This is a genomic window from Candidatus Sulfurimonas marisnigri (genome assembly GCF_015265475.1).
GTDB lineage: Bacteria > Campylobacterota > Campylobacteria > Campylobacterales > Sulfurimonadaceae > Sulfurimonas > Sulfurimonas marisnigri.
On record NZ_CP054493.1, the window covers coordinates 970,799 to 992,788 of the forward strand.

Consider the following 21,990-nt stretch of genomic DNA (forward strand, 5'->3'; position numbering starts at 1 on the left):
ATAAGGCTTAATAACAGGTGTTAAGCCATTATTGTTATAGTGATGATATAATATATAAAATATAAAATATAGGAAGTATTGATGTACGGAATGTTTGAAGATGAAGATGATATTTTTATGGGTTCACCTGAAAGTAAGTTGATGGATGTAATATTTAATGCTAATAATGATGTTGTAAGATTTGACTTGGCTAATTTTATTAAAAGAAGAGCTTTGATGGAGTTATTTATAAATGAACATTTTGGTGATGATTTTGACAAAAAAATAGATATGTTTAAAATCGAAAATAGTGATTTAGTTGAAAATAAAACAAAAAGCCTATATATAGAGCTAATGGGTGAAATACTTTCAAAAAGTGAATAATTGAAGCATTTTTTAAAAGTTTTCACTTTTTTACTGTTTAGTTTTGGTTTAATTTTTGCTAATGAGTTTAAAGAAATTAAAGAAATATCCTTGAAAAAGGATGAGCAAAAGAAAATTCTTGTAAAATACGACGACAAAGAGAAGCTTTTTGAATTTAGATGGACACTTTATAAAAATGGTGGACTTGTGATTTTGAGGTCATACGACACAATTGTAGCTCAAAATGTACTTTATTTAAGGAATCAAAACAAAAGTTTTAGACTTATTTTGAAGCCTAGGGGGTCTGGTTTTTTTACTGAGCCATATGTGTTAGTTAGATTTAAAGAGTTTAACCATGACACAGGAGAAGCAAAGTTTGAACTTCTCCTGTCTGATGGTAGTGGAAGTATTGAGTTGAAGTATTTAAAAAATAATTAAAGAGAGCTAATGCAAAGAGTAGAAGACGAAATAGCAAGATTGATTAAAGAGATAGATTATGATGAAGTTACTCGTCTTTTTGAGATGTTGTCTGGTGGGAAAAGACTTCGAGCAAAGTTGATTCTAAAAATTGCAAGTAGTTCTCCTGAAGCTCCTCTTTTGGCTGCTATTGTAGAGCTTATTCATGCTGCTAGCTTGTTACATGATGATGTTATTGATGAAGCTAACCTTAGACGTGGAATGCCATCTGTTAATGCTACAGATGGTAGTAAAACGGCTGTTATGCTTGGGGATATTCTATACTCAAAAGCCTTTACTGAATTAGTTTCATTTGACAAAGATGTTGCTAGAGTAATAGCATCTTCTGTTACTGCTCTTTCTAAGGGTGAGATGATGGATGTTAAGATGGCAGATGAGTTTAACTATAATGAAGATAAATATCTTGACATGTTGTATCTTAAAACTGCTACTTTAATCGAGGCTGCAGCTGAAGCTAGTGCAATTTTGGTTGGTAAAGATTCTACTTCTCATGCACTTTATGGAAGAAACCTTGGACTCTCTTTTCAGATTATTGATGATATTTTAGACATTACAGCAGATGAAGAGACTCTTGGTAAACCGGCTATGAATGATTATGTTGAGGGTAAATGCACACTACCGTATATATATTTGTATAAGCTCTTAAATGAAGAAGATAAAAAAAGATTAGTATCTCTTCATGCACAACCTTTGAACGAGGAAGATAGTTCTTGGATCAAAATGAAGATGAATGAGCATAAAACAATAGAAAAATCATTTGAACTAGCTGCAAAACTTTCAAATGAAGCTATGAATGCTATGAAAGATGACTCTGAATTAGTCTCAATATTACAAACTATGATAAAAAGAAGTTACTAATGCACTATCTGAATATAAGTTTTTCACATAAAAATTCAACTATGGAGATTAGAGAAAAATTATCTTACTCTGATCAATATCATTTAAACGCATGCTTAACAAAGCTACATAATCATGAAGCAATAAATGAAGTTATGCTTATATCTACATGTAATAGAATGGAAGTGTTTTCTAGCTGTAATGATGTGAGGTTAGCTACAGAACATGTCTTTGCAATGCTTAGTGAACACTCAGAAATAAGTGTAGATGAGCTTGAGGGGCGTGCCGATGTTTTTGATGACAGTAGTGCTATACATCATCTATTTGCAGTTGCCTCTTCTCTTGACTCTATTGTAGTTGGTGAGACACAGATTGCAGGGCAGATAAAAGATGCATTTAGATATGCAGGAGACCATAACTTTGGTGGCAAAAAACTTGCGCGCGCAGTTCATCATGCTTTTAAGTGTGCAGCAAAAGTTAGAAACATAACAGATATATCTTCTAAGCCGGTTTCCATTGCAAGTGTGGCAGTCTCACTTCTAAAGTCTGTTTTGAAAGAGATAGATGGCAAAAAAGCACTAATAATTGGTGTAGGAGAGATGTCAGAGATAACTGCTAAGCACTTGCTCTCAAGTGGCGCAGATGTTTATGTTATGAATAGAACAAAAGAACATGCGGATGCTTTTGCAGAAGCTAATGGCACTAAAGTTTTAGACTATAGCGAATTGCCTATTGCTGTAAATGAGTTTGAAATTTTATTTACTGCAACATCAGCACCTAAAGCTATTATTACAGATGAGCTAATAAAACCTTGTGACTTTGATAGATATTGGTTTGATATGGCATTGCCTCGTGATATCAGTTGCCATAAAGATGAACGCATTAATTTATATGTTATAGACGATTTAAAAAATATTGTTGATGAAAATATGAGTGCTAGAGAAGATAGCGCAAGAATGGCCCATGGTATTGTTGGAAGGAGTACTGTTGAGTTCTTTGAACTACTAGATACTCTTGATGTCGAACCAATTATAAAAGAGATATACAGTAAAGCTTTTGAAGCTGCTAATGCGGAGAGTGACAGAGTGATTAACAGCGGCTATATCCCAAAAGAGTATTCTGATCAAGTTCGTAAAATGGGGGAACAGGTAATAAAAAGATTTTTGCATGATATGACATATAAGATGAGAAATAATTCTGACGAGTCAAAGTCAGATACAATGGCTGGCGCAATGCTCTCTAGTATGAAAAAGCATAGTTGCGATGCTCCAAATGGTCATGCCTGTGAATTTTTTGTTAAAGGAAAGATAAATGAGAAGAAGTAGAGCGTTTATACCAACAACAAAAGAGGCTCCTTCTGATGCAACCTTACCGTCACACCAGTTTTTAGTGCGAGGCGGTTTTATAAATCAGCAAGGTGCCGGACTTTATAACTTTATGCCATTAGGAAAAATTGTATTAGAAAAGATAAGAACTGTTGTAAAAGAAGAGTTGGACAACGCCGGCTGCAATGAAGTACAACTTAGTTTTATAACACCAATCAGTTTATGGGATAGAAGTGGTCGCTCTGATACAATGGGAAAAGAGATGCTTCGTATCTCTGATAGGCATCAAAATGACTTTGTATTAAGCCCTACAAATGAAGAGGCTATGGTAGAGTTAGTTAAAAATAGAGTAACTAGCTATAAAGACTTGCCTTTAAATTTATATCAAATCAATACTAAGTTTCGTGATGAAGCAAGACCAAGATATGGACTCTTACGAGGTCGTGAATTTTTGATGAAAGATGGATATTCATTTCATGCTTCAACAGAGGATATGGTTAGGGAATTTGATTTAATGGAATCAACTTATAAAAAGATTTTTACTAGACTTGGACTTGACTTTAGAGTAGTTGAGGCTGATAGTGGAGCTATTGGTGGAACTGGAAGTAAAGAGTTTCATGTTTTAGCAGATAGTGGAGAAGATACTATCGTTGTATGTAAAAGTTGTGATTATGGAGCAAATATAGAAACTATATTTGAGAGTGAAGAAGAGGTTGATGCTTTAAATGAGAAATCTTATGAAGAGTTACAAACAAAACAACTGGATGAAAGATGTACATGTGGTTCTGATCTTAGTTTTAAAAAAGGAATTGAAGTTGGACATATTTTTCAATTGGGCACTAAATACTCGAGCGCTTTAGAAGCAAACTTTAGTGATGAAAATGGCAAACCAAAACCTTTTGAGATGGCCACTTTTGGTATAGGTGTTAGCAGACTTGTTGCCGCTGTAATAGAGCAAAATCATGATGAATACGGTTGTGTTTGGACTAAAGAAACAGCTCCATATATGGTTAATATTATGATTTCTAATATTAAAGATGAGGCACAAAGTACACTGGGAGAAGAGTTGTACTTAAAACTTTTAGGTGAAAATGTTGAAGTTATGCTTGATGATAGAAAAGATAGATTTGGCTTTAAAATGAAAGATGCTGAACTTATTGGTTTTCCATACACTGTAATTATAGGAAAAGAGTTAGAGAATGGACTTGTTCAAATATATGATAGAAAATCAAAAGAAAAAACTTCAGTTAAGATAGGTGATATTTATAAAAATATTATGGAGTTAATCTAAGATGATTTACTTTGTAGTATATCTATTTTTAGAAGTACTTGTATCAGTAAATATCTCATCATATATTGGTGGTTTGGCAACATTTTTAGAGATAATGTTAAGTGCTTTTTTTGGAATATCAATATTAATAAATTTTAGAAAAACATTAACAGAGAACATGACGGCTGTATCTTATAGCTGTATAGATTTGGAGCAGTTTCAACGACTAAATCTTTTCACAATACTTGGTGGTATTTTACTAATTATACCTGGTTTTTTAACAGATATATTTGGCATATTATTACAGTTTAGTGCTTTTACTACCATGGCTGTTAATCGTTATAATGTAAAATCAGGAAACTGTAAAACAAATTTTAAAACTAAAAATATAAAAAAGGATATAGATGTCATCGATGTTGAAATTATTAGCGATAACAGTTCTACTAAGTAGTGTATTGGAGGCAGCTTCTTCGAGTGAAAAAGTTGAAGATTTTTTAAAGAAGAATTTTGCCAATAACCCAAGTATAGAGTCCGTAAACGTTAAAGTTAGAAATGAAGTTACTGTAAAAGAGAAAAAAAATTGGACAGCATATTTTGTTGAGTTAGAAGCTGTTGTTAAAAAAGATAAACGAAAAGTTTCTCAAAAGATGGTTTGGTTTTCTGACGGTGATGTAATAACAAAAGAGTTATATGATATTAAAAGCAGTAGTAACATTGGCGACTTAGTTTCATTACCATTCAAAGACGAGTACTATAGTAAAGAGAATTTGATTTATGGAAATAGCAATGCTAAGCATAAGGTAGTTATTTTTTCAGACCCACTGTGTCCGTTTTGCAGAAACTATGTTCCAGAAGCAATAAACTATATGAAAAAATATCCAAAAAAGTTTGCAATATATTATTACCATTTTCCACTTCCATCACTTCATCCAGCAGCTGTAGAGTTGGTTAAAGCGGCTGTTGCTCTTGAACTTAAAGGTAGAAAGAATGTTGTTCTTAACCTTTACAAAGTTGAAGTTAATGCTAGAGAAAAGTCGATAGACAATATACTAAAAGCATTTAATAAGACTATGGGCTCAAATATCAAGGCACATGATTTAGCTACTAGTGAAGTAAAAAAACATATTGAACATGACTTGAAAGTGGCAGATTTAGTAATGGTTAGAGGAACACCAACAATATTTTTTGATGGTGATATGGATAGAACTAAAAACAAATATAAAGAAGCCAAATAGATGGAAAAACTAACAATAGCAACAAGAGTATCTGATTTAGCACTTTGGCAAGCGTATCATATAAAAGATAGAATAGAAGCATCTTATCCAGAGATAACAGTTGAGTTAAATAAAATTGTCAGTAATGGGGATAAAGTTTTAGATAAGCCACTAGCTTTGATTGGTGGTAAAGGTCATTTTACAAAAGAGCTTGAAGATGAGATGCTAGCAGGTAATGCAGATATAGCTGTACACAGTCTAAAAGATGTTCCAACATATATACCTCAAGGGTTAGAGCTGGTTGCTGTTACTCAAAGACAAGATCAAAGTGATGTGTTTTTATCACACAAGTATGAATCTCTTGAGAAATTACCCCAAGGTGCAGTAGTTGGAACGACAAGCCTAAGAAGAAGAATGCAGCTTTTACAACAACGACCAGACTTAAAAGTAAAAGATTTAAGAGGTAATGTAAATACAAGACTTAGAAAACTAAGTGAAGGTCAATATGATGCGATTATATTAGCCTGGATTGGACTTAATAGACTAGATTTACTTAAAGATATTCCATATACACAAAAACTCTCACTAGATATGATGATACCTCCTATGGGTCAAGCAGCTCTTGGAATTGAGATAGTCTGTGGAGATGATAAAATCCGTGAGATAGCTATGAGCCTAAATGATGAAGACACTCTTATTTGTACAAAAATAGAGAGAGATTTTATAAGTAAAATTGGAGCAGGGTGTTCAGCACCTGTTGCATGTAACGCGGTAAAGAACAAAGACGAAATAACTTTTAGAGTTATGCTTGGTTTTCCTAATGGAACAAATATTATGAATGAAAAAGTAGTGTTACATGTAGATGAATCCAAAAATCTGGGTTTTGAGATGGCAAAAAAAATGATAGATAATGGCGCACTAGAACTATTGAAAAAAGCAGAGCAAACAGCATTTAAAGATGAAATGCCACAAAGATTATAAACAATTAATGAATAAAATAAATAAAAATAAAGAAAAATTATGAAAAAAACGATAGAACTTTTAAAAAAAAACGATGAACTGAAAATTATTGACGCTGAGCTAGATATATATCTTGAGATTCCTCATATTGCGTATGCAGAGGTAAAGAAAAAGGATGGCGGTAAAGCCCTTCTTTTTACAAATGTTGTAGATAAAAAAAGCGGTGCAAAATTTGAAGAGCCTGTATTTATGAATGTTTTTGGTTCTTATAGACGCTGTGAGCTACTTTTTGGCAGAACTATTGAGTCTGTAGCTGATGAGATAACCAAACTTCTCCATATGAAACCACCATCTAGTTTTATGGATAAAATGTCAATGGCAAGTGAGCTGTTTTCACTTAAAAATATTTTTCCAAAGCGTTTAAAGGGCGAGGGTGCTTGTCAGAAAGTTAAGTATTTAGAAGATGATATAGATCTTTACAAAATTCCAGTACTAACAACTTGGGAACAAGACGGCGGTCCTTTTATTACTATGGGGCAAGTTTACACACAAAGTTTAGATGGCGATATGGTAAATCTTGGAATGTATAGACTTCAAGTTTATGATAAAAACCATTTAGGTATGCACTGGCAAATTCACAAAGATTCTTCTCATTTTTTTGATCAGTATCAAAAAGCTGGCAAAAAAATGCCTGTTAGTATCGCTATTGGTGGTAATCCACTCTATACTTGGTGCGCTACCGCTCCTCTTCCGTATGGTGTTAATGAGTTACTTATGTATGGTCTTATTACTAAAACTCCAGCAAAGCTTGTTAAATCTATAACAACTCCGCTCTATATACCTGCTGATGTTGATTATGTGATAGAGGGCTGGGTAGATACACAAGAGCTTAAAATAGAGGGTCCATTTGGTGATCATACTGGTTATTATACGCTAGAAGAGCCGTATCCAGTTATGGAAGTTTCTGCAATTACAACTAAAAAAGACAAGATATTTTTAGCAACAGTTGTTGGTAAGCCACCTTTAGAAGATAAATATATGGGTTGGGCAACCGGCAAGATATTTTTCCCACTTTTAAAGACTACTGTCCCTGCTTTAGTCGATTATCATATGCCTGAAAATGCAGGCTTTCATAATCTGATTTTGGCAAAAATGCAACCACAGTATAAAGGTCATGCTAAACAGTTTATGCACGCTTTTTGGGGTGCAGGACAGATGAGTTTTGTTAAACATGCAGTTTTTTTGGATGAGAATGCTCCAAAGTTAGAGAATTATGAAGCATTAACATCATATATATTAGATAGGTTTACACCAAAATCGCTTTTCATATCTGAGGGAATTTTAGATGCACTTGATCACTCTTCCCCTGAAACACTTGTTGGTGGAAAACTAGGTATTGATGCTACAGCTGCAAACAGAGTGGATGCCCCACAACTTTTAGGTGATGAAGAATTATTGAAAATGGTAAAAGAAGTAATTCCTGATGCTGTTAATCTCCATCAATTTATGAGAAGAACAAAAAATCCTATTACTGTAATATCAGTAAATAAAACAAAAAATGCCAAAGAGTACTTTAATGCTCTTGTAGGTTTGAGTACAAATATTAGAATTGTTGTTTTTGTTGATGATGAAAAAAATGATATATTTAACTCTTACATGTTAATTTGGAGAGTTTCAAATAATATTGATGCACTTAGAGATATTTTTATATCTGGATTGATGGTTGGTGTAGATGGAACTAATAAAAATATACTAGACGGATTTAGCAGAGTGTGGCCAGACGATGTTGAATGCACACCAAGTGTTGTGGAGTTATTGAAGGAAAAAGGTGTCTGGGATTTAGACGATAAAACGTATAAAAAGTTTCAATTATAACTACTAATATCAAATAACACTTATTTGTGTTGTATATAAGGTTAATATAATTAATAGTAATGTAATATTGAATATTATTAAATTTTGAGGTTCATATATGAATAAGTTTTTCTTTTTTCTGCTGTCTATATTTGTTTTAACGTCGCTCACTTCTAGTGCGGCTGTGTATAAAGGTCAAAGAGAGTTTGTGAAAAAATGTGTAAAGTGTCATAAGGGTGGACAGGCATTTGTTTCTACTAAGAAAAAAAGAGAATGGAAAAGGTTGATGGCTAAGAAAGGTAAAAATTTAGCACAAATTCATTTGAGTAGTAAAGACAAGAAAGCTAAAAAATCTATAAAATATTTTACTAATAGAAAGTATAAGAAAAAGGTTAAACATTTGCAACATTTTTTAGTTGAATATGCAAAAGACAGTGGAAATGTACCTGCTTGTGATTAATAGACTCTACGATATATATTTTAGATAGAGATAGACTCTATCTTTGTTTCTGCTTTTTTTATTTTGTAAAATCAATTAATTTCGCTAAAATACCAGACTTTTAAATAACTAAATGGCACTATTACTATGCACATTTCACTGAAATAAGTATGAAATAAATTTAAGGATATAATTATGGATAAAATGTGGTCAGGTCGTTTTTCGGCAGGTGCTTCATCTCTTTTAGATAAGTTCAATGCGTCAATAATGTTTGATAGAAAACTATATAAAGAAGACATTGAAGGTTCATTAGCTCATGCCCAAATGCTAGCAAAACAAAATATCCTAACCAAAGAAGAACTTACTCAAATAACAGATGGATTGAATCAAATAATTGTTGAGATAGAGTCAGATGTATTTGAATGGAATATTCACGATGAAGATTTACATATGGGAATTGAGAAAAGGTTAACAGCTCTTATAGGCGATGCTGGAAAAAAACTTCATACTGCTAGAAGCAGAAATGATCAAGTTGCAGTTGATTTTCGTCGCTATGTATTAAAAAGAAATTTAGAAATCGTTGAAGGTTTAAAACTTTTAATGAGTGAAGTTTTAGTTGTAGCCCGGAAGCATACTGAGACACTTATACCAGGCATGACTCATCTACAACATGCTCAGCCAACTAACTTTGCTTTTCATTTAGGTGCTTACCTCTCTATGTTTAAACGAGATATAGAGAGATTTGAAGATTCATATAGAAGAAATAATGTATCTCCTCTTGGCTGTGCAGCGCTTGCAGGTACTCCTCATAAAATAGATAGAGATATGACTGCAAAGCTTTTAGGGTTTGATAGTGTGAGTGTAAATTGCTTGGATACAGTAAGTGATAGAGATTTTGCGCTAGAGATTTTATTTAATATATCTACTATGATGATGCATATTTCTCGTCTTAGTGAAGAGCTTGTTATGTGGTCAAGTTATGAGTTTGGGTTTGTTGAGCTAAGTGATGAATACTCTACAGGATCGTCAATTATGCCACAAAAGAAAAATCCTGATGTTCCAGAACTTCTTCGAGGTAAAACAGGTCGTGTTTATGGCTCTTTGATGGGTCTTTTGACTGTAATGAAAGGTTTGCCTTTAGCTTACAACAAGGATACGCAAGAGGATAAAGAGGGTGTTTTTGATTCTGTAGAGACTGCTCAAATATCATTGGAGATTCTAAAAGAAGCAATTAAGACAATGGAAGTAAAAGCTCACAATATGAAAAGTGCGTGTTCTGTAGGGCACCTGGCGGCTACAGATTTAGCTGATTATTTGGTTGAGAAATGTGATATTCCTTTCCGTGAAGCACACTTTATTACAGGAAAAGCTGTCGCAAAAAGTGAAGAGTTAAAAATCGATTTAAGTGACATTGAGTTTAAATACCTTCATGAGATAGATTCGAGAATAAGCGACGATGTACTGGAGTTTTTAATACTAAAAAACTCAATGAATGCTAGAACTTCAGCTGGCGGCACATCAACTGTAAGAACAAAAGAACAGCTTGCATATTTTGAAACTTTCTTACAAGTCTAAACTATAATGAAAGTAACCATAACGCATAAAGAAGATATGAAGTTTGAAGCTAAAACCGCAAACAGCAGTTTTACAATTAATGTACCTGAAGTTTCCCCTCTAGAGTATTTTTTAGCAGGGATTATTACATGTAGCGCTACTGACATAGTCTCACTTTCTAAAAATCAGAATAAAACAGTTTCAAATTTAGTAATTGAAGGTGATGTTGTTAGAAACATAGATTTTCCAAAAAAATTTAATGAACTATTTTTAAATTTTAGTTTTGACTCTGATGCAGATGATACTATGGCTGCTAGATGGGTTATGGCTTCGTTGGAGACATATTGTTCAACAATCAATACTATTAGAGACTCAGTCCGTATATCATACTCTATTACTCACAATTCAAAGTTAATTCGCGAAAATGAAAATATGATTTCAGGTAGCGGAGTAAAAATAGATATGGGTGAAATAGAAGCTTGCCCATCATGATAATATGACAATTTGACATATTATTCACACTATATGATTTTATACTCTATTATATAAAAAATATATAAGGAGTCTATCATGTTGGAGATAGCAACAGTATTATTAGCTAGTGGAGCTTTATTGATTATGGCTTATGAATTGACATATTTATTAAACAATAAAAGAGAGTGGGGAGAAAATTACAGAGGCTTTTTTTAGTCTCTATGATTATATAAGTATTCTTTATAGACCATATATTTTATGATAAGCACTCATTCTTTTTGAAACTTTTTTTAAATACTCTTTTGGTTCATCATATCTTAGATCTTTAATCAGTCTATTATATACCTGTTCAGGTGTTAAAGTATTGATTACAGGTGCTGCTTTATTCATATTATGAGTTTTAGTAAATGCCCATGCAATATTACCGGCTCCGGTATTATATGCAGCTATTGTGCAGTAGAGGCGGCTGTCATTATTTTTTATTTCTTTTAAATATTTATAATAGAGTATATGTAAGTATCCGCTTCCCATTGTGATATTGTTTTTGCTATTGTATAAATAAGTGCCAGATACAAGCTTTTTCTTTTTATATAAATATTGGTAAGTGTCAATTCCTGCAGACTTTGGAACAATCTGCATTAGTCCATATGCAGGTATATGCGATCTCGCTCTTGGATTGAAACTGCTTTCAGAGTGCATAATAGCAAAAACCAAAGGTACAGGGAGTTCCTGTACTTTAGCTTGTTTTTTTACTTCATTATAGTAGAGTTTTGACCTTTTAATCATTGCATCTTTAGGCATTTTAACCTTTAGCGTGTAAACTTTTGAGTGTTTGATTTTATTTGAGTTAATCGACTTTACTTTATTACTCTCTATAGTCTTTTTTACATAACTTGCTACATCTTCTCTTGTTGGAGTTTTGTTAAATATAACAGTTGACAAAATAGGTTCAGATTTTACTTCGCTAATTACAATAGAAGATGGTGTTCTTATTTTTGAGAGTCTAATCTCTAGAGGGTCATTTTCCTGAACAGTCTTAGTATCTACAGTAATTACTTTTGCCAATGCTATCTGAAGATTTTCATTAGCTTCTTTTTGGGAGTTTGCTATAGTTTGCACAACAATCGTCTCTTCTTCAAAGTTTACATTTGTTCTGGTTTTTTTATCTTTGGTGTATGAAATCCAACTCTTTTTGGTCGACATTTCAGGATTATCCCAGTAGTTGCTCAGTTCTTTTTTATAACTATTATATTCTTTTAGATATGTTTTTTGATAGTTCTCAAACTCTTGTTCAAGGTTTTTTTTATAATCATTAAACTCAGTTTTTTCATTTGCAAAATTTTGCATCTGCTGTTTTTGAAACTCGTCTGCACTTTGAGCAAAAATAATTGTCGCACATGATAAGCTGATGATTATTTTTTTAATCATTAGTTAAATTAGACCTTTTGGGTCAACATCACTTAAATGACCCCACTTTAGTTTTGCCCCACCAAGTATATGAAAATGGAGATGTTTGACCTCTTGTCCCCCATTATCACCAATATTTGTTATAACTCTGTAACCACTAGTTTCAATATTCACTTCTTTTGTTACATCATGAATAAACGATGTCATCTTTGCCATCATTTGAGGAGACGTATCATTAAAACTGTCTACATGTAGTTTTGGTATTGCTAAAATATGTATAGGAGCTTTTGGATTAATATCATGAAATGCAAGAAATTCATCATTCTCCGCAATTATATTTGATGGTATTTCTCTATTTATTATTTTGCAAAACAAACACATATCGTTTCCTTTTTTTATTTATTGTAACATATAAATTAATAAATGAAGCTATATATAAATTATATTTGACTATAATCTTTTTAAAATTTATGTGGCATGGACCACAGTATGGAGACTCTATTGAAAGAGTGGTATGATGCAATAAAAGAAGCACAGAGTGTTGATAGAATTGAAGAGATTCGTATTTCTGTGTTTGGTAAAAAAGGTGTATTAGCAGAGCAGTTTGCTAAGATGAAGACAGCATCAAATGAAGAAAAATCAAAAATAGCACAAGAGTTAAATACTCACAAGAGTGCCATAATGAATGAACTTACGGCAAGAAAAATAACTCTTCAGACATTAGAATTAAAAGCAGCAATGAAAGCTGAAGCTATTGATGTTTCTATGTTTAGCTCAAGTTCTGAAGCTGGTGCCCTTCATCCCGTTATGGAGACTATGGATAGAATTGTAGAATATTTTTCTTCTATGAATTTTGCTGTAAAAACAGGTAATATGGTAGAAGATGATTTTAATAATTTTGAGGCTCTAAACCTTCCTAAATATCATCCAGCTCGTGACATGCAAGATACATTTTATTTTAAAGATGAAATGCTACTTCGTACTCACACTTCACCTGTTCAAATCAGGACTATGATGAATACTAAGCCTCCTATTCGTATGATTGCACCTGGTGCTGTGTTTCGTCGTGATTATGACATTACTCACACACCAATGTTTCATCAGGTTGAAGGTCTATTGGTAGATGACGAAGGCAAGGTTTCATTTGCAAATTTAAAGTTTATCTTAGAAGATTTTTTAAAGTATATGTTTGGTGATGTTGAAGTAAGGTTCCGTCCATCTTTTTTCCCTTTTACAGAGCCATCGGCAGAGGTTGATATTTCCTGTGTATTTTGTGCAGGTAAAGGTTGTCGTGTATGTTCTAAAACAGGCTGGTTGGAAGTATTAGGGTGTGGAATTGTTGACCCAAATGTGTTTGAAGCAGTTAAATATGAAAATGTTAGTGGATATGCTTTTGGCTTAGGTGTTGAAAGATTTGCCATGCTTATTCATCAGATAGGCGATCTTCGTTCTCTTTTTGAGGGAGATATTAAATTGTTGGAGCAGTTTCAATGATAGTTACTAGAAGTTGGTTAAACGAGTGGATAGATTTAGACGGTATCACAACTGATGAATTGGCTAAAAAATTAAACTCTATTGGTCTAGAAGTAGACAGTATTATAAGTTATGATATTCCAAAAAAAATAATATTTGGAAAAGTTTTGGAATGTGAAAAGCATCCTGATGCTGATAAACTAAATGTTTGCCAGGTAGACATAGGATCAAGCATTCGTCAAATTGTATGTGGTGCTTCAAATATTAGAGCCGGACTTGACGTTATAGTTGCTACAATTGGTGCTGTGATGCCAAATGGTACTGTTATAAAGCCTGTTAAACTTCGCGGCATTGAGTCTGAGGGGATGATATGTTCTGCTTCAGAGATTGGACTAGAAGATTGTCAAGATGGGATAGTAGAGCTTGACAATAGTATAGGAAAATATGTATTAGGTGCAGAGGTTTGCGAAAATCATATTTTCAGTGATGATTTAATAGATATAGAACTAACTGCTAATCGTGGAGATTGTCTTAGTATAAGAGGTGTCGCAAGAGATTTAAGTGCAGCCTTTGATAGATCACTAAGAGAAAACAATATAGAAGAGAGTGATGAAAAGAGAGTTGGAATTGGAAGAATTTTAACTCTCTCACATGATAATCACTTAAATGTAAATCTTCGCTACAAAGCAGTTGAGCTTAAAGATTTGTACTTACCATTTGTAGTGAAGCTTAGACTTGCCCAAATAGAAGAAAAAAGAGACACTGATATTGAGTCAATTATTTTATATGCAACTCATAGTAGTGGCGTTATTTTAAGAGCATATAATTTTGGTTTTTTCTGCGGGGAAAATGAAACTATGGCAAAAATTGAATTAGTTGAAGATGATAATGGATATGCATCTATTATGTCAAAAGAAAAAGCTTCAACAGTTGGAATTATTCAAGAAAATGTATCAAAAGTAACTTATAATGAAGGTACAGTTTTAATAGAAGCTAGTTACATCCCACCAGATATTATCTCTAAAAAGATGCAGGAGAGAAAAATAGTTTCTGGACCTATGTATTACAGAACTTCAAGAGGAAGTGAACCTGAACTAAATCAGGGACTGAGCTTTTGTTTAAATCTTTTAGAATCAAACTCAAACTCTGCATTGTTTGGCGGTACGATTGAGCTTACTAATATATGTGAAGATAAAATAATAAGTATTTCAAAAAAAGAGATTGATGAGATTATTGGTGCTAATATTGATAAGGTTCAAATAACTAGAATATTGAAAAATTTAGGTTTTAATGTAAGAAAATCATCAGCTGATACTTTTGTAATTACTGTCCCTAGGTTTAGACATGATATATCTAACAAGCAAGACATAACTGAAGAGATAGTTCGTCTTGTTGGTATTGACAATATACCGTCAAAAGCGTTTAAATTTACAGAAGACAATAGACTTAAAGATGATTATTTCACATATAAAAAGAGACAGACATATAGACATAAAGCAGCATATAGCGGGTTTTTTGAATCTGTACATTTTGTTTTTGATGAGAAAAAAATTCTTAACGAGTATGGATTTGAAACAGTTAGTGATGAGCTAGAGCTTCTTAATCCGATTGTTAGTACACTTGATACTTTAAGATCAACACTTTTAACAGGACTTTTAAAGGCAGCATCAAATAATAGTAAAAATGGGTATACATCTGTTAAACTTTTTGAAGTTGGCTCAATATTTAACTCTAATAGGGAAGAGTCTGTTAAGATGGCAATACTGTTTTCTGGAAATAGAGAAAAAGAGAGTTTGTCTAACATTGGAAAACCAAATAAAGTTGATTTTGCACACTTTGCTCAAAAAGTATCAGATATAATTGGAAACTTTGAACTTAGTGAATATGAAACTAAGCACTCATTATCACACATTTATCAGTGTGCGGAAATGTTTATAGATGGTGAGTCTGTAGGAGAGTTATTCCGTGTTAACCCAACTGTTGAAGATGCTTATGGTTTAAGTGAGACTTTTATGTGTGAGTTAGATTTTGAAAAACTTCCATATGGTTTAAAAACAGCAAAAAAATCTTCAAAGTATCAGGCGTCTTTTAAAGATTTAAGTCTTATTATGCCGCAAGATATGAATTATGAAAAAGTTAAAACAACAATAAATTCAGCTGGGATAAACAATTTAGTCCGTTTTTATCTAGTTGATAAATATAATGATGAGTCATTGGGTGACAATATGAGTCTTTCTATCCGTTTTGTACTTCAATCAAATGATAAAACTTTAGAAGAAGAAGATATCACTTCATCAATGGATTCTATTTTAGCTTCACTGAATAGTGAATTAGGAATCGGACTTAGATGAGTAGTGTAGAGGTAAGTAAAGCAACTCCGTTTTCGCTCTCAATCAGTGAAATTGCTCCAGATAAGTCTATCTCTCACAGAAGTGCTATGTTTAGTATGTTGGCAAACGGAACAAGTGAAATTACTAACTTTTTAAGAGCAGAAGATACTATGAACTCTTTAGAAATTGTAAAAAACCTTGGTGCTAAAGTTGAGGATGATGGTGTGACTATCAAAATCTCTTCAGATGGAATTAAAGAGCCTTTTGAGATACTAGATTGTGGAAACTCTGGAACGGGTATGAGGCTTTTTTGTGGTCTTTTAAGTTCTGCAAATGGTCATTTTGTTTTAACTGGTGATAAATACTTGCGTAAGCGCCCAATGAAGCGTGTAACAACTCCTCTTCGTGAAATTGGTGCAATTTTTGACGGTAGAGAAGATGCAAATCTAGCTCCACTAAGCATTAGAGGTTCATCTTTAAAAGCATTTAATTATGATAGCAAAATTGCATCTGCTCAGGTAAAGAGCTGTATGATTCTTGCTGCACTTCGTGCTAATGGAACATGTACATACAGTGAACCAGAGTTATCACGTGACCATACTGAGAGAATGTTAAAAGGAATGGGAGCAGATATAAAAGTTGATGGTTTAAAGACGACTATAAATCCCATGAAAGAGCTTCTTTCTCCTCTGAAAATCAGAGTTCCTGCTGATCCATCTAGCGCATTTTTCTTTGCTGTTGCGTGCGCTATTACACCTGACTCGAGTATTATTCTAGAAGGTGTTACACTTAATCCTACCCGTATAGAAGCATTTAAAGCTTTACAGAGAATGGGTGCAGATATAAAATATGAAACAACAGATAGTAAGTATGAGCCAATAGGAAATATACATGTAAAGTATGCTCCTCTAAAAGCTATAACTATTAAAGATAATATTTCATGGCTGATAGATGAACTTCCCGCTCTATCAATTGCAATGGCTTGTGCAGAGGGGACTAGCGTTGTTAAAAATGCAGAGGAACTTCGTGTAAAAGAGAGTGATAGAATTTCTACAGTTGTTGATGGACTAAATGCCTGTGGTATAACTACTACTGAGTATGAAGATGGCTATACCGTAACAGGTGGAGAGTTGAAAAAAGCTACTGTTGATAGTCATGGTGATCATAGAATTGCTATGAGTTTTATTATTGCAGGGCTAAGATGTGGGATGAATGTAACTGACTTAGATTGTATCAATACATCATTTCCAAACTTTTTTGAATTGATAAAGAGAATTACAAATATAGAATTGATTTAATTTCTTTCATAATGGAGTAAATATGATGAAAATAGAACTGGCGGAAAATTATGGTTTTTGTTTTGGTGTTAAGAGAGCTATAAAAATAGCTGAAGAAAATACAGACTCATCAACATATGGACCACTTATACATAATAATAAAGAGATTGAAAGATTAGAAAAAGATTTCAAGATAGGTCTTAGCAATGATTATAAAAGTTTTAAAGCTGGCGACAAAGCTGTTATAAGAACTCATGGAATTCCTAAAAATGAACTTGAAGAGCTAAAAAAGAACAGTGTCAATGTTGTTGATGCGACTTGCCCTTATGTTACAAAGCCACAGCAAATTTGCCAAGAGATGAGTGATGATGGCTACGATATTATTATTTTTGGAGATGAAGCTCACCCAGAAATAAAAGGTGTTAAAAGTTATGCCACTTATGGTGCGAGGGTTGTTACATGTCCCAAAGATTTAGAAGGGATAAAGCTAAAAGATAAAATAGCTTTGGTTGCTCAAACAACCAGAAAAGTTGAAGATTATATGGATGTTGCTAACTATTTGATTCCTCGCTACAAAGAGGTAAGGGTATTTAACACTATCTGTAACGCAACATTTGAAAACCAAGAAGCTGTAAGAAATATATCTACAAAAGCTGATGTTATGATAATAATTGGTGGGAAGAATTCATCAAATACAAAACAGCTTTTTAGTATCTCACATGATAATTGCATGGATAGTTATCATATTGAAGATGAAAACGATTTAGATTATAAATGGTTTATAAACAAAAAATTCTGCGGTATAAGCGCTGGAGCATCAACTCCTGATTGGATTATACAAAATGTTGTGAATTCAATAAAAAAAGCGCATTAGTCAAAATAAGAAGCTTTTTAACAATACCTAAATTCATTCTTAATTAATAGTAATATAATCATTATTTAGATATAATCACGAAATTTTTATGTAACAAGAGGATAGGTAATGGCGTTCGATAACGAATCATTTGAAGAAGAAGAAAATTTTGCAGAGATGTTTGCTGCAACTGAAAAACAGCAAGAAACAAGTCGTATCGTAGAGGGTGAGATTGTTGAAATCCAAGCGGATGAAAACAGAGCATTAGTTGGTGTTGGCGATAAGCTAGAAGGTATTCTTAGCTTAGACGAAATCAGTAAAGATGGCATACTAAAGTTTAATGCTGGTGATAAAATTAAAGTAATGGTTACAGGATACTACAATGAGCGTCCTAAAATCTCTTACAAAAAAGTTTTAGAACTACAAAAAACTATTGATTTTATTGATGCACATAAAGAAGACTTTGAAGATGTAATTATTGAAGGTATCATAACTAAGAAAAATCGTGGTGGTTATGTAGTGGAAGCTGATGAAGTTTCTTTCTTTATGCCTCGTTCATTAGCTGCTTTTAAAGATACAGATGATGTTGTTGGTCGTAAGATTAAGGCACAAGTTGTTAAAGTTGATGAAGAGCAAAACTCAATTGTTGTTTCTCGTCGTAAACTTTTTAATGAAGAGCGCAAAAAGAAAAAAGATATCATTGATAAATTGATGGAAGAAGACACACTTGTAGAAGGTTCTATCAAGAAAATCACTAGCTACGGTATGTTCGTAGATATCGGTGGTGTTGATGGTTTAGTTCATTACAATGAAATCAGCTATAAAGGACCAGTTAACCCATCTAAACTTTATAAAGAGGGTGATATTGTAACTGTAAAAGCTATCTCTTACGATAAAGATAAAAGACATCTTTCATTATCTATTAAAGCTGTTCAGTCAGACCCTTGGGCAGAAGTTGAGAGTGAATTAGATGAAGGTGATACAATTACTGTTACTGTTTCAAATATTGAAGCATATGGTGTATTTGTTGACTTAGGAAATGATATTGAAGGTTTCTTACATATCTCAGAAATTTCTTGGAACAAAAATGTTAAAAATCCTAATGATTACTTAACAGTAGGCGAAGAAATCGATGTTGAAGTTATTGAAATTAATTCTAAAACTCATAAGCTTCGTGTTTCACTAAAAAGACTTTTACCAAAACCTTTTGATGAGTTTATGAAAAAGTTCAAAGAGGGTGATATTGTTACTGGTGCAGTTACTTCATTAACTGACTTTGGTGCATTTGTTCGTATTGATGGTGTTGAAGGTCTTTTACATAATCAAGACATTTCTTGGGATAAAAGCACTAAATGTAAAGATGTTTTAAAATCTGGAGATGAAGTTGAAGTAAAAATTGCTAAAATCAATCAAGAAGATCAAAAAATATCTCTAAATAGAAAAGCTCTTCTTGAGTCTCCTATTGATAAATTTGCAACTACACATAAAGTGAACAGTATTGTTACTGGTACTATCCGTGATATAAAAGATTTTGGTGTATTCGTTTCTTTAGAAGATGGCGTTGATGCTTTAATCCGTGATGAAGATTTAGCTCCATTAGAAAAAAGCGAATTAGTTTCTGGGCAAGAAATAGAAGCTGCTATAGCAATTATAGATACACGCAATGACCGTATTCGTCTATCTGTTAAAAAACTAGATTATATTAAAAATCAAGCTATGCTTGAAGAACTTAATGATAATGAAGCACACTCTTTGGGTGACCTTATTAAAGATAAATTTAAGTAAATATTATGCAAAAGATTTTAAAATGGTTTACTCCACTCATTGCAGTTGGGGTAGCTGTTTTTATTATCTTTTTTCTAATTTCAATTAATTCAAATGAAACTAAAATCAACCTTCAGCCTCTGGAGCACAAGAGTGAAGTTCTTATTAAAGAACCAAAGAAAACTTGGTTAAACCACTTTTCTCAAACTGAGAGATTGGGATACTTTTACCCAGTAAATGAAGTTTTTATAAAAGTTGATTTAAATGAAAAAATTCTTAGCAAAACAATATACAAACTCTCCGCATCTCTTTTAGACCCATATCAGCTTTTTTGCCTAAAAGAAGAATTAGGACAACATAAGTTAAAGTATTATCTTTCAAGAGATAAAAATGGTGTAGAATTACTGATTTATTCACAAGATATAAAAAAATTAAATTCTTTAGTTAAAGCGTTAAAAAAATACCAAATTTCAGCCAATGTTGGGCTACACAAAGAGGATACATAATGAAAAAACATACTATAGTAGTTTGTGATCATATTCATGAAGCTGGTTTAGAAATGCTTCGTAATGATGAAAATATTAATTTTATAATGGCAGCTGATGAAGATAAAGTGAAACTTTTAGATATTATCGCTAATGCTGATGTAGCAATTACTAGAAGTTCAACTGATGTTGATGATAATTTTATTAAAGCTGCAAAAAATATGAAAGCTATCGTTAGAGCTGGTGTTGGTGTTGATAATGTTGACATCCAAGGTTGTTCTAAAGAGGGAATTATTGTAATGAATGTTCCTACTGCAAATACTATTGCTGCAGTTGAACTTACTATGGCACATATACTTTCATGTATGAGAATGTTCCCATATTCACATGACCACCTTAAAAACCAAAGAATTTGGAAAAGAGAGAAGTGGTACGGTTATGAGATGAAGGGTAAAAAGCTTGGTGTTATCGGTTTTGGTAACATTGGTTCTCGTGTAGCAAAGCGTGCTGCATCTTTTGAAATGGACATTGTTGCTTTTGATCCATATATTAACCCTTCAAAAGTTACTGACCTTGATATGACTTATACTAAAAACTTCGAAGATATTTTAGAATGTGATATTATTACAATTCACACTCCTAAAAACCAAGAGACTATCGGTATTATTGGTGAGTCTGAGATTGCAAAGATGAAAGACGGTGTAGTTTTAATTAACTGTGCTAGAGGTGGTCTTTACAATGAGGAAGCACTTTATAACGGACTTAAAAGCGGTAAAATCCGTTTCGCAGGTATTGATGTATTTAACAAAGAACCTGCTACTGATCATCCTCTTTTAGATCTTGATAATATTGTTGTTTCTCCTCATTTAGGTGCAAATACTTATGAGTCTCAGTATAACATAGGTACTCAAGCAGCTGAGAATGCAATTGCAGCTGCTAAAGGCATATCTTATGCTCATGCTATGAATTTACCAATTGATGAGAGTAGAATTCCACCATTTGTTAAGCCATTTTTAGAGATGGGTCAAAAGATAGGTTTCTTAGAGTCTCAGATTAACAAATCTCAAATTATTGCTATAAAAGTAAGTGGTCAAGGTGAGATAGGTAAGTATGTAGAGTCTCTTGCTACTTTTGTTGCAGTTGGTGCAATGAGCCAAACTAGTGATGACACAATCAACTATGTAAATGCTGATTTTGTAGCTAAAGAGAAAGGTATAAAAGTAGAATCTGAAGCTCTTGTTGATTCAACTGTTTATAAAAACCTAATTACAATTAAGCTTACTACGGCTGAGGGTGGAACTACTACAATTAGTGCAACAATATTTGATGATAACGTATTCCGTATAGTTGCAATTGATGGTTTTGATATTGAAGTAGCACTTAAAGGTGATTTAGTAATACTTAAAAATACTGATGTCCCTGGTGTTATTGGTAGTATAGGGTCAATTTTGGCTAACCATAACGTCAATATCGCAGACTTCTCACTAGCAAGAAATAATAAAGCACAAGCTATTGCTGTTATTCTTGTTGATAGTATCGTTAATGAGGCTACTCTTAACGAACTTCAACAGTTAGAAGCTTGCTTAAGCGTCAACTACGCACGTATATAAATCTAACTTCTCTTTTAATCTACATGTCAATTATTGACATGTAGA

21 protein-coding genes are annotated in these 21,990 nt (G+C 32.8%); 19 read left to right on the top strand and 2 right to left on the bottom strand.

From position 1 onward, the window contains the following. The first annotated feature begins 81 nt into the window (after positions 1–81). The 12 genes from HUE87_RS04955 (at position 82) to HUE87_RS05010 (ending at position 10,764) form a co-directional block, all read left to right on the top strand. Entirely contained in the window at positions 82–363 is a 282-nt protein-coding gene (locus HUE87_RS04955) for a DUF2018 family protein (protein WP_194367619.1), read from the top strand. After that, a complete protein-coding gene (locus tag HUE87_RS04960; RefSeq protein ID WP_194367620.1) occupies positions 364–780 on the top strand; it encodes a hypothetical protein in 417 nt (138 codons plus the stop codon). Between the two features lie 9 nt (positions 781–789). Continuing rightward, complete coding sequence (locus tag HUE87_RS04965) at positions 790–1,677, top strand: polyprenyl synthetase family protein (protein ID WP_194367621.1); 888 nt, start codon at positions 790–792, stop codon at positions 1,675–1,677. Then, positions 1,677–2,981 (top strand): glutamyl-tRNA reductase, encoded by a 1,305-nt coding sequence (gene hemA, locus HUE87_RS04970; protein WP_194367622.1) that lies wholly within the window; start codon positions 1,677–1,679, stop codon positions 2,979–2,981. The genes HUE87_RS04965 and hemA overlap by 1 nt, the downstream gene beginning before the upstream one ends. Next, complete coding sequence (proS, locus tag HUE87_RS04975) at positions 2,968–4,272, top strand: proline--tRNA ligase (protein WP_194367623.1); 1,305 nt, start codon at positions 2,968–2,970, stop codon at positions 4,270–4,272. Before hemA ends, proS begins: the two co-directional genes overlap by 14 nt. Position 4,273: 1 nt before the next feature. Continuing rightward, positions 4,274–4,702: an FxsA family protein gene (locus tag HUE87_RS04980; protein ID WP_194367624.1), complete on the top strand. Its 429-nt coding sequence runs from the start codon at positions 4,274–4,276 to the stop codon at positions 4,700–4,702. Continuing rightward, positions 4,665–5,486, top strand: coding sequence for a thioredoxin domain-containing protein (locus HUE87_RS04985; protein WP_229855229.1), 822 nt, complete (start codon positions 4,665–4,667; stop codon positions 5,484–5,486). Before HUE87_RS04980 ends, HUE87_RS04985 begins: the two co-directional genes overlap by 38 nt. Beyond that, positions 5,487–6,446, top strand: a complete 960-nt coding sequence (gene hemC, locus HUE87_RS04990; RefSeq protein ID WP_194367626.1) for a hydroxymethylbilane synthase — start codon at positions 5,487–5,489, stop codon at positions 6,444–6,446. 39 nt (positions 6,447–6,485) lie between these two features. Beyond that, entirely contained in the window at positions 6,486–8,300 is a 1,815-nt protein-coding gene (locus HUE87_RS04995) for a menaquinone biosynthesis decarboxylase (RefSeq protein WP_194367627.1), read from the top strand. A 97-nt stretch (positions 8,301–8,397) separates the two neighbouring features. Continuing rightward, a complete protein-coding gene (locus tag HUE87_RS05000; RefSeq protein ID WP_194367628.1) occupies positions 8,398–8,739 on the top strand; it encodes a cytochrome C in 342 nt (113 codons plus the stop codon). A 174-nt stretch (positions 8,740–8,913) separates the two neighbouring features. Then, positions 8,914–10,293 (top strand): argininosuccinate lyase, encoded by a 1,380-nt coding sequence (gene argH, locus HUE87_RS05005; protein ID WP_194367629.1) that lies wholly within the window; start codon positions 8,914–8,916, stop codon positions 10,291–10,293. A 6-nt stretch (positions 10,294–10,299) separates the two neighbouring features. After that, positions 10,300–10,764, top strand: coding sequence for an OsmC family protein (locus HUE87_RS05010; RefSeq protein ID WP_194367630.1), 465 nt, complete (start codon positions 10,300–10,302; stop codon positions 10,762–10,764). Between the two features lie 222 nt (positions 10,765–10,986). On the opposite strand, the gene HUE87_RS05015 is transcribed toward HUE87_RS05010, so the two are convergent. Next, on the bottom strand, positions 10,987–12,174 hold the full coding sequence (locus tag HUE87_RS05015) for a transglycosylase SLT domain-containing protein (RefSeq protein ID WP_194367631.1): 1,188 nt from the start codon (positions 12,172–12,174) through the stop codon (positions 10,987–10,989). 3 nt (positions 12,175–12,177) lie between these two features. Next, a complete protein-coding gene (locus HUE87_RS05020; RefSeq protein WP_194367632.1) occupies positions 12,178–12,534 on the bottom strand; it encodes a histidine triad nucleotide-binding protein in 357 nt (118 codons plus the stop codon). A 108-nt stretch (positions 12,535–12,642) separates the two neighbouring features. Here HUE87_RS05020 and pheS point away from each other — a divergent pair, with 108 nt between their 5' ends. The 7 genes from pheS to serA all read left to right on the top strand — a co-directional run bounded on the left by pheS (position 12,643) and on the right by serA (position 21,945). Then, complete coding sequence (gene pheS / locus HUE87_RS05025) at positions 12,643–13,647, top strand: phenylalanine--tRNA ligase subunit alpha (RefSeq protein ID WP_194367633.1); 1,005 nt, start codon at positions 12,643–12,645, stop codon at positions 13,645–13,647. After that, positions 13,644–15,977: a phenylalanine--tRNA ligase subunit beta gene (pheT, locus tag HUE87_RS05030; protein WP_194367634.1), complete on the top strand. Its 2,334-nt coding sequence runs from the start codon at positions 13,644–13,646 to the stop codon at positions 15,975–15,977. Before pheS ends, pheT begins: the two co-directional genes overlap by 4 nt. Continuing rightward, on the top strand, positions 15,974–17,254 hold the full coding sequence (aroA, locus tag HUE87_RS05035) for a 3-phosphoshikimate 1-carboxyvinyltransferase (protein WP_194367635.1): 1,281 nt from the start codon (positions 15,974–15,976) through the stop codon (positions 17,252–17,254). Before pheT ends, aroA begins: the two co-directional genes overlap by 4 nt. A 25-nt stretch (positions 17,255–17,279) precedes the next feature. Continuing rightward, the gene (locus HUE87_RS05040) at positions 17,280–18,107 is read left to right on the top strand and encodes a 4-hydroxy-3-methylbut-2-enyl diphosphate reductase (RefSeq protein ID WP_194367890.1); all 828 of its coding nucleotides are present in this window, start codon (positions 17,280–17,282) and stop codon (positions 18,105–18,107) included. 108 nt (positions 18,108–18,215) lie between these two features. Continuing rightward, positions 18,216–19,871 (top strand): 30S ribosomal protein S1, encoded by a 1,656-nt coding sequence (locus tag HUE87_RS05045; protein ID WP_194367636.1) that lies wholly within the window; start codon positions 18,216–18,218, stop codon positions 19,869–19,871. A gap of 5 nt (positions 19,872–19,876) precedes the next feature. Then, complete coding sequence (locus tag HUE87_RS05050; RefSeq protein ID WP_194367637.1) at positions 19,877–20,356, top strand: hypothetical protein; 480 nt, start codon at positions 19,877–19,879, stop codon at positions 20,354–20,356. Further along, positions 20,356–21,945 carry a phosphoglycerate dehydrogenase gene (gene serA, locus HUE87_RS05055; RefSeq protein WP_194367638.1) on the top strand — a complete coding sequence of 530 codons (1,590 nt, stop codon included), beginning with the start codon at positions 20,356–20,358 and terminating at the stop codon, positions 21,943–21,945. Before HUE87_RS05050 ends, serA begins: the two co-directional genes overlap by 1 nt. Positions 21,946–21,990 lie beyond the last annotated feature (45 nt).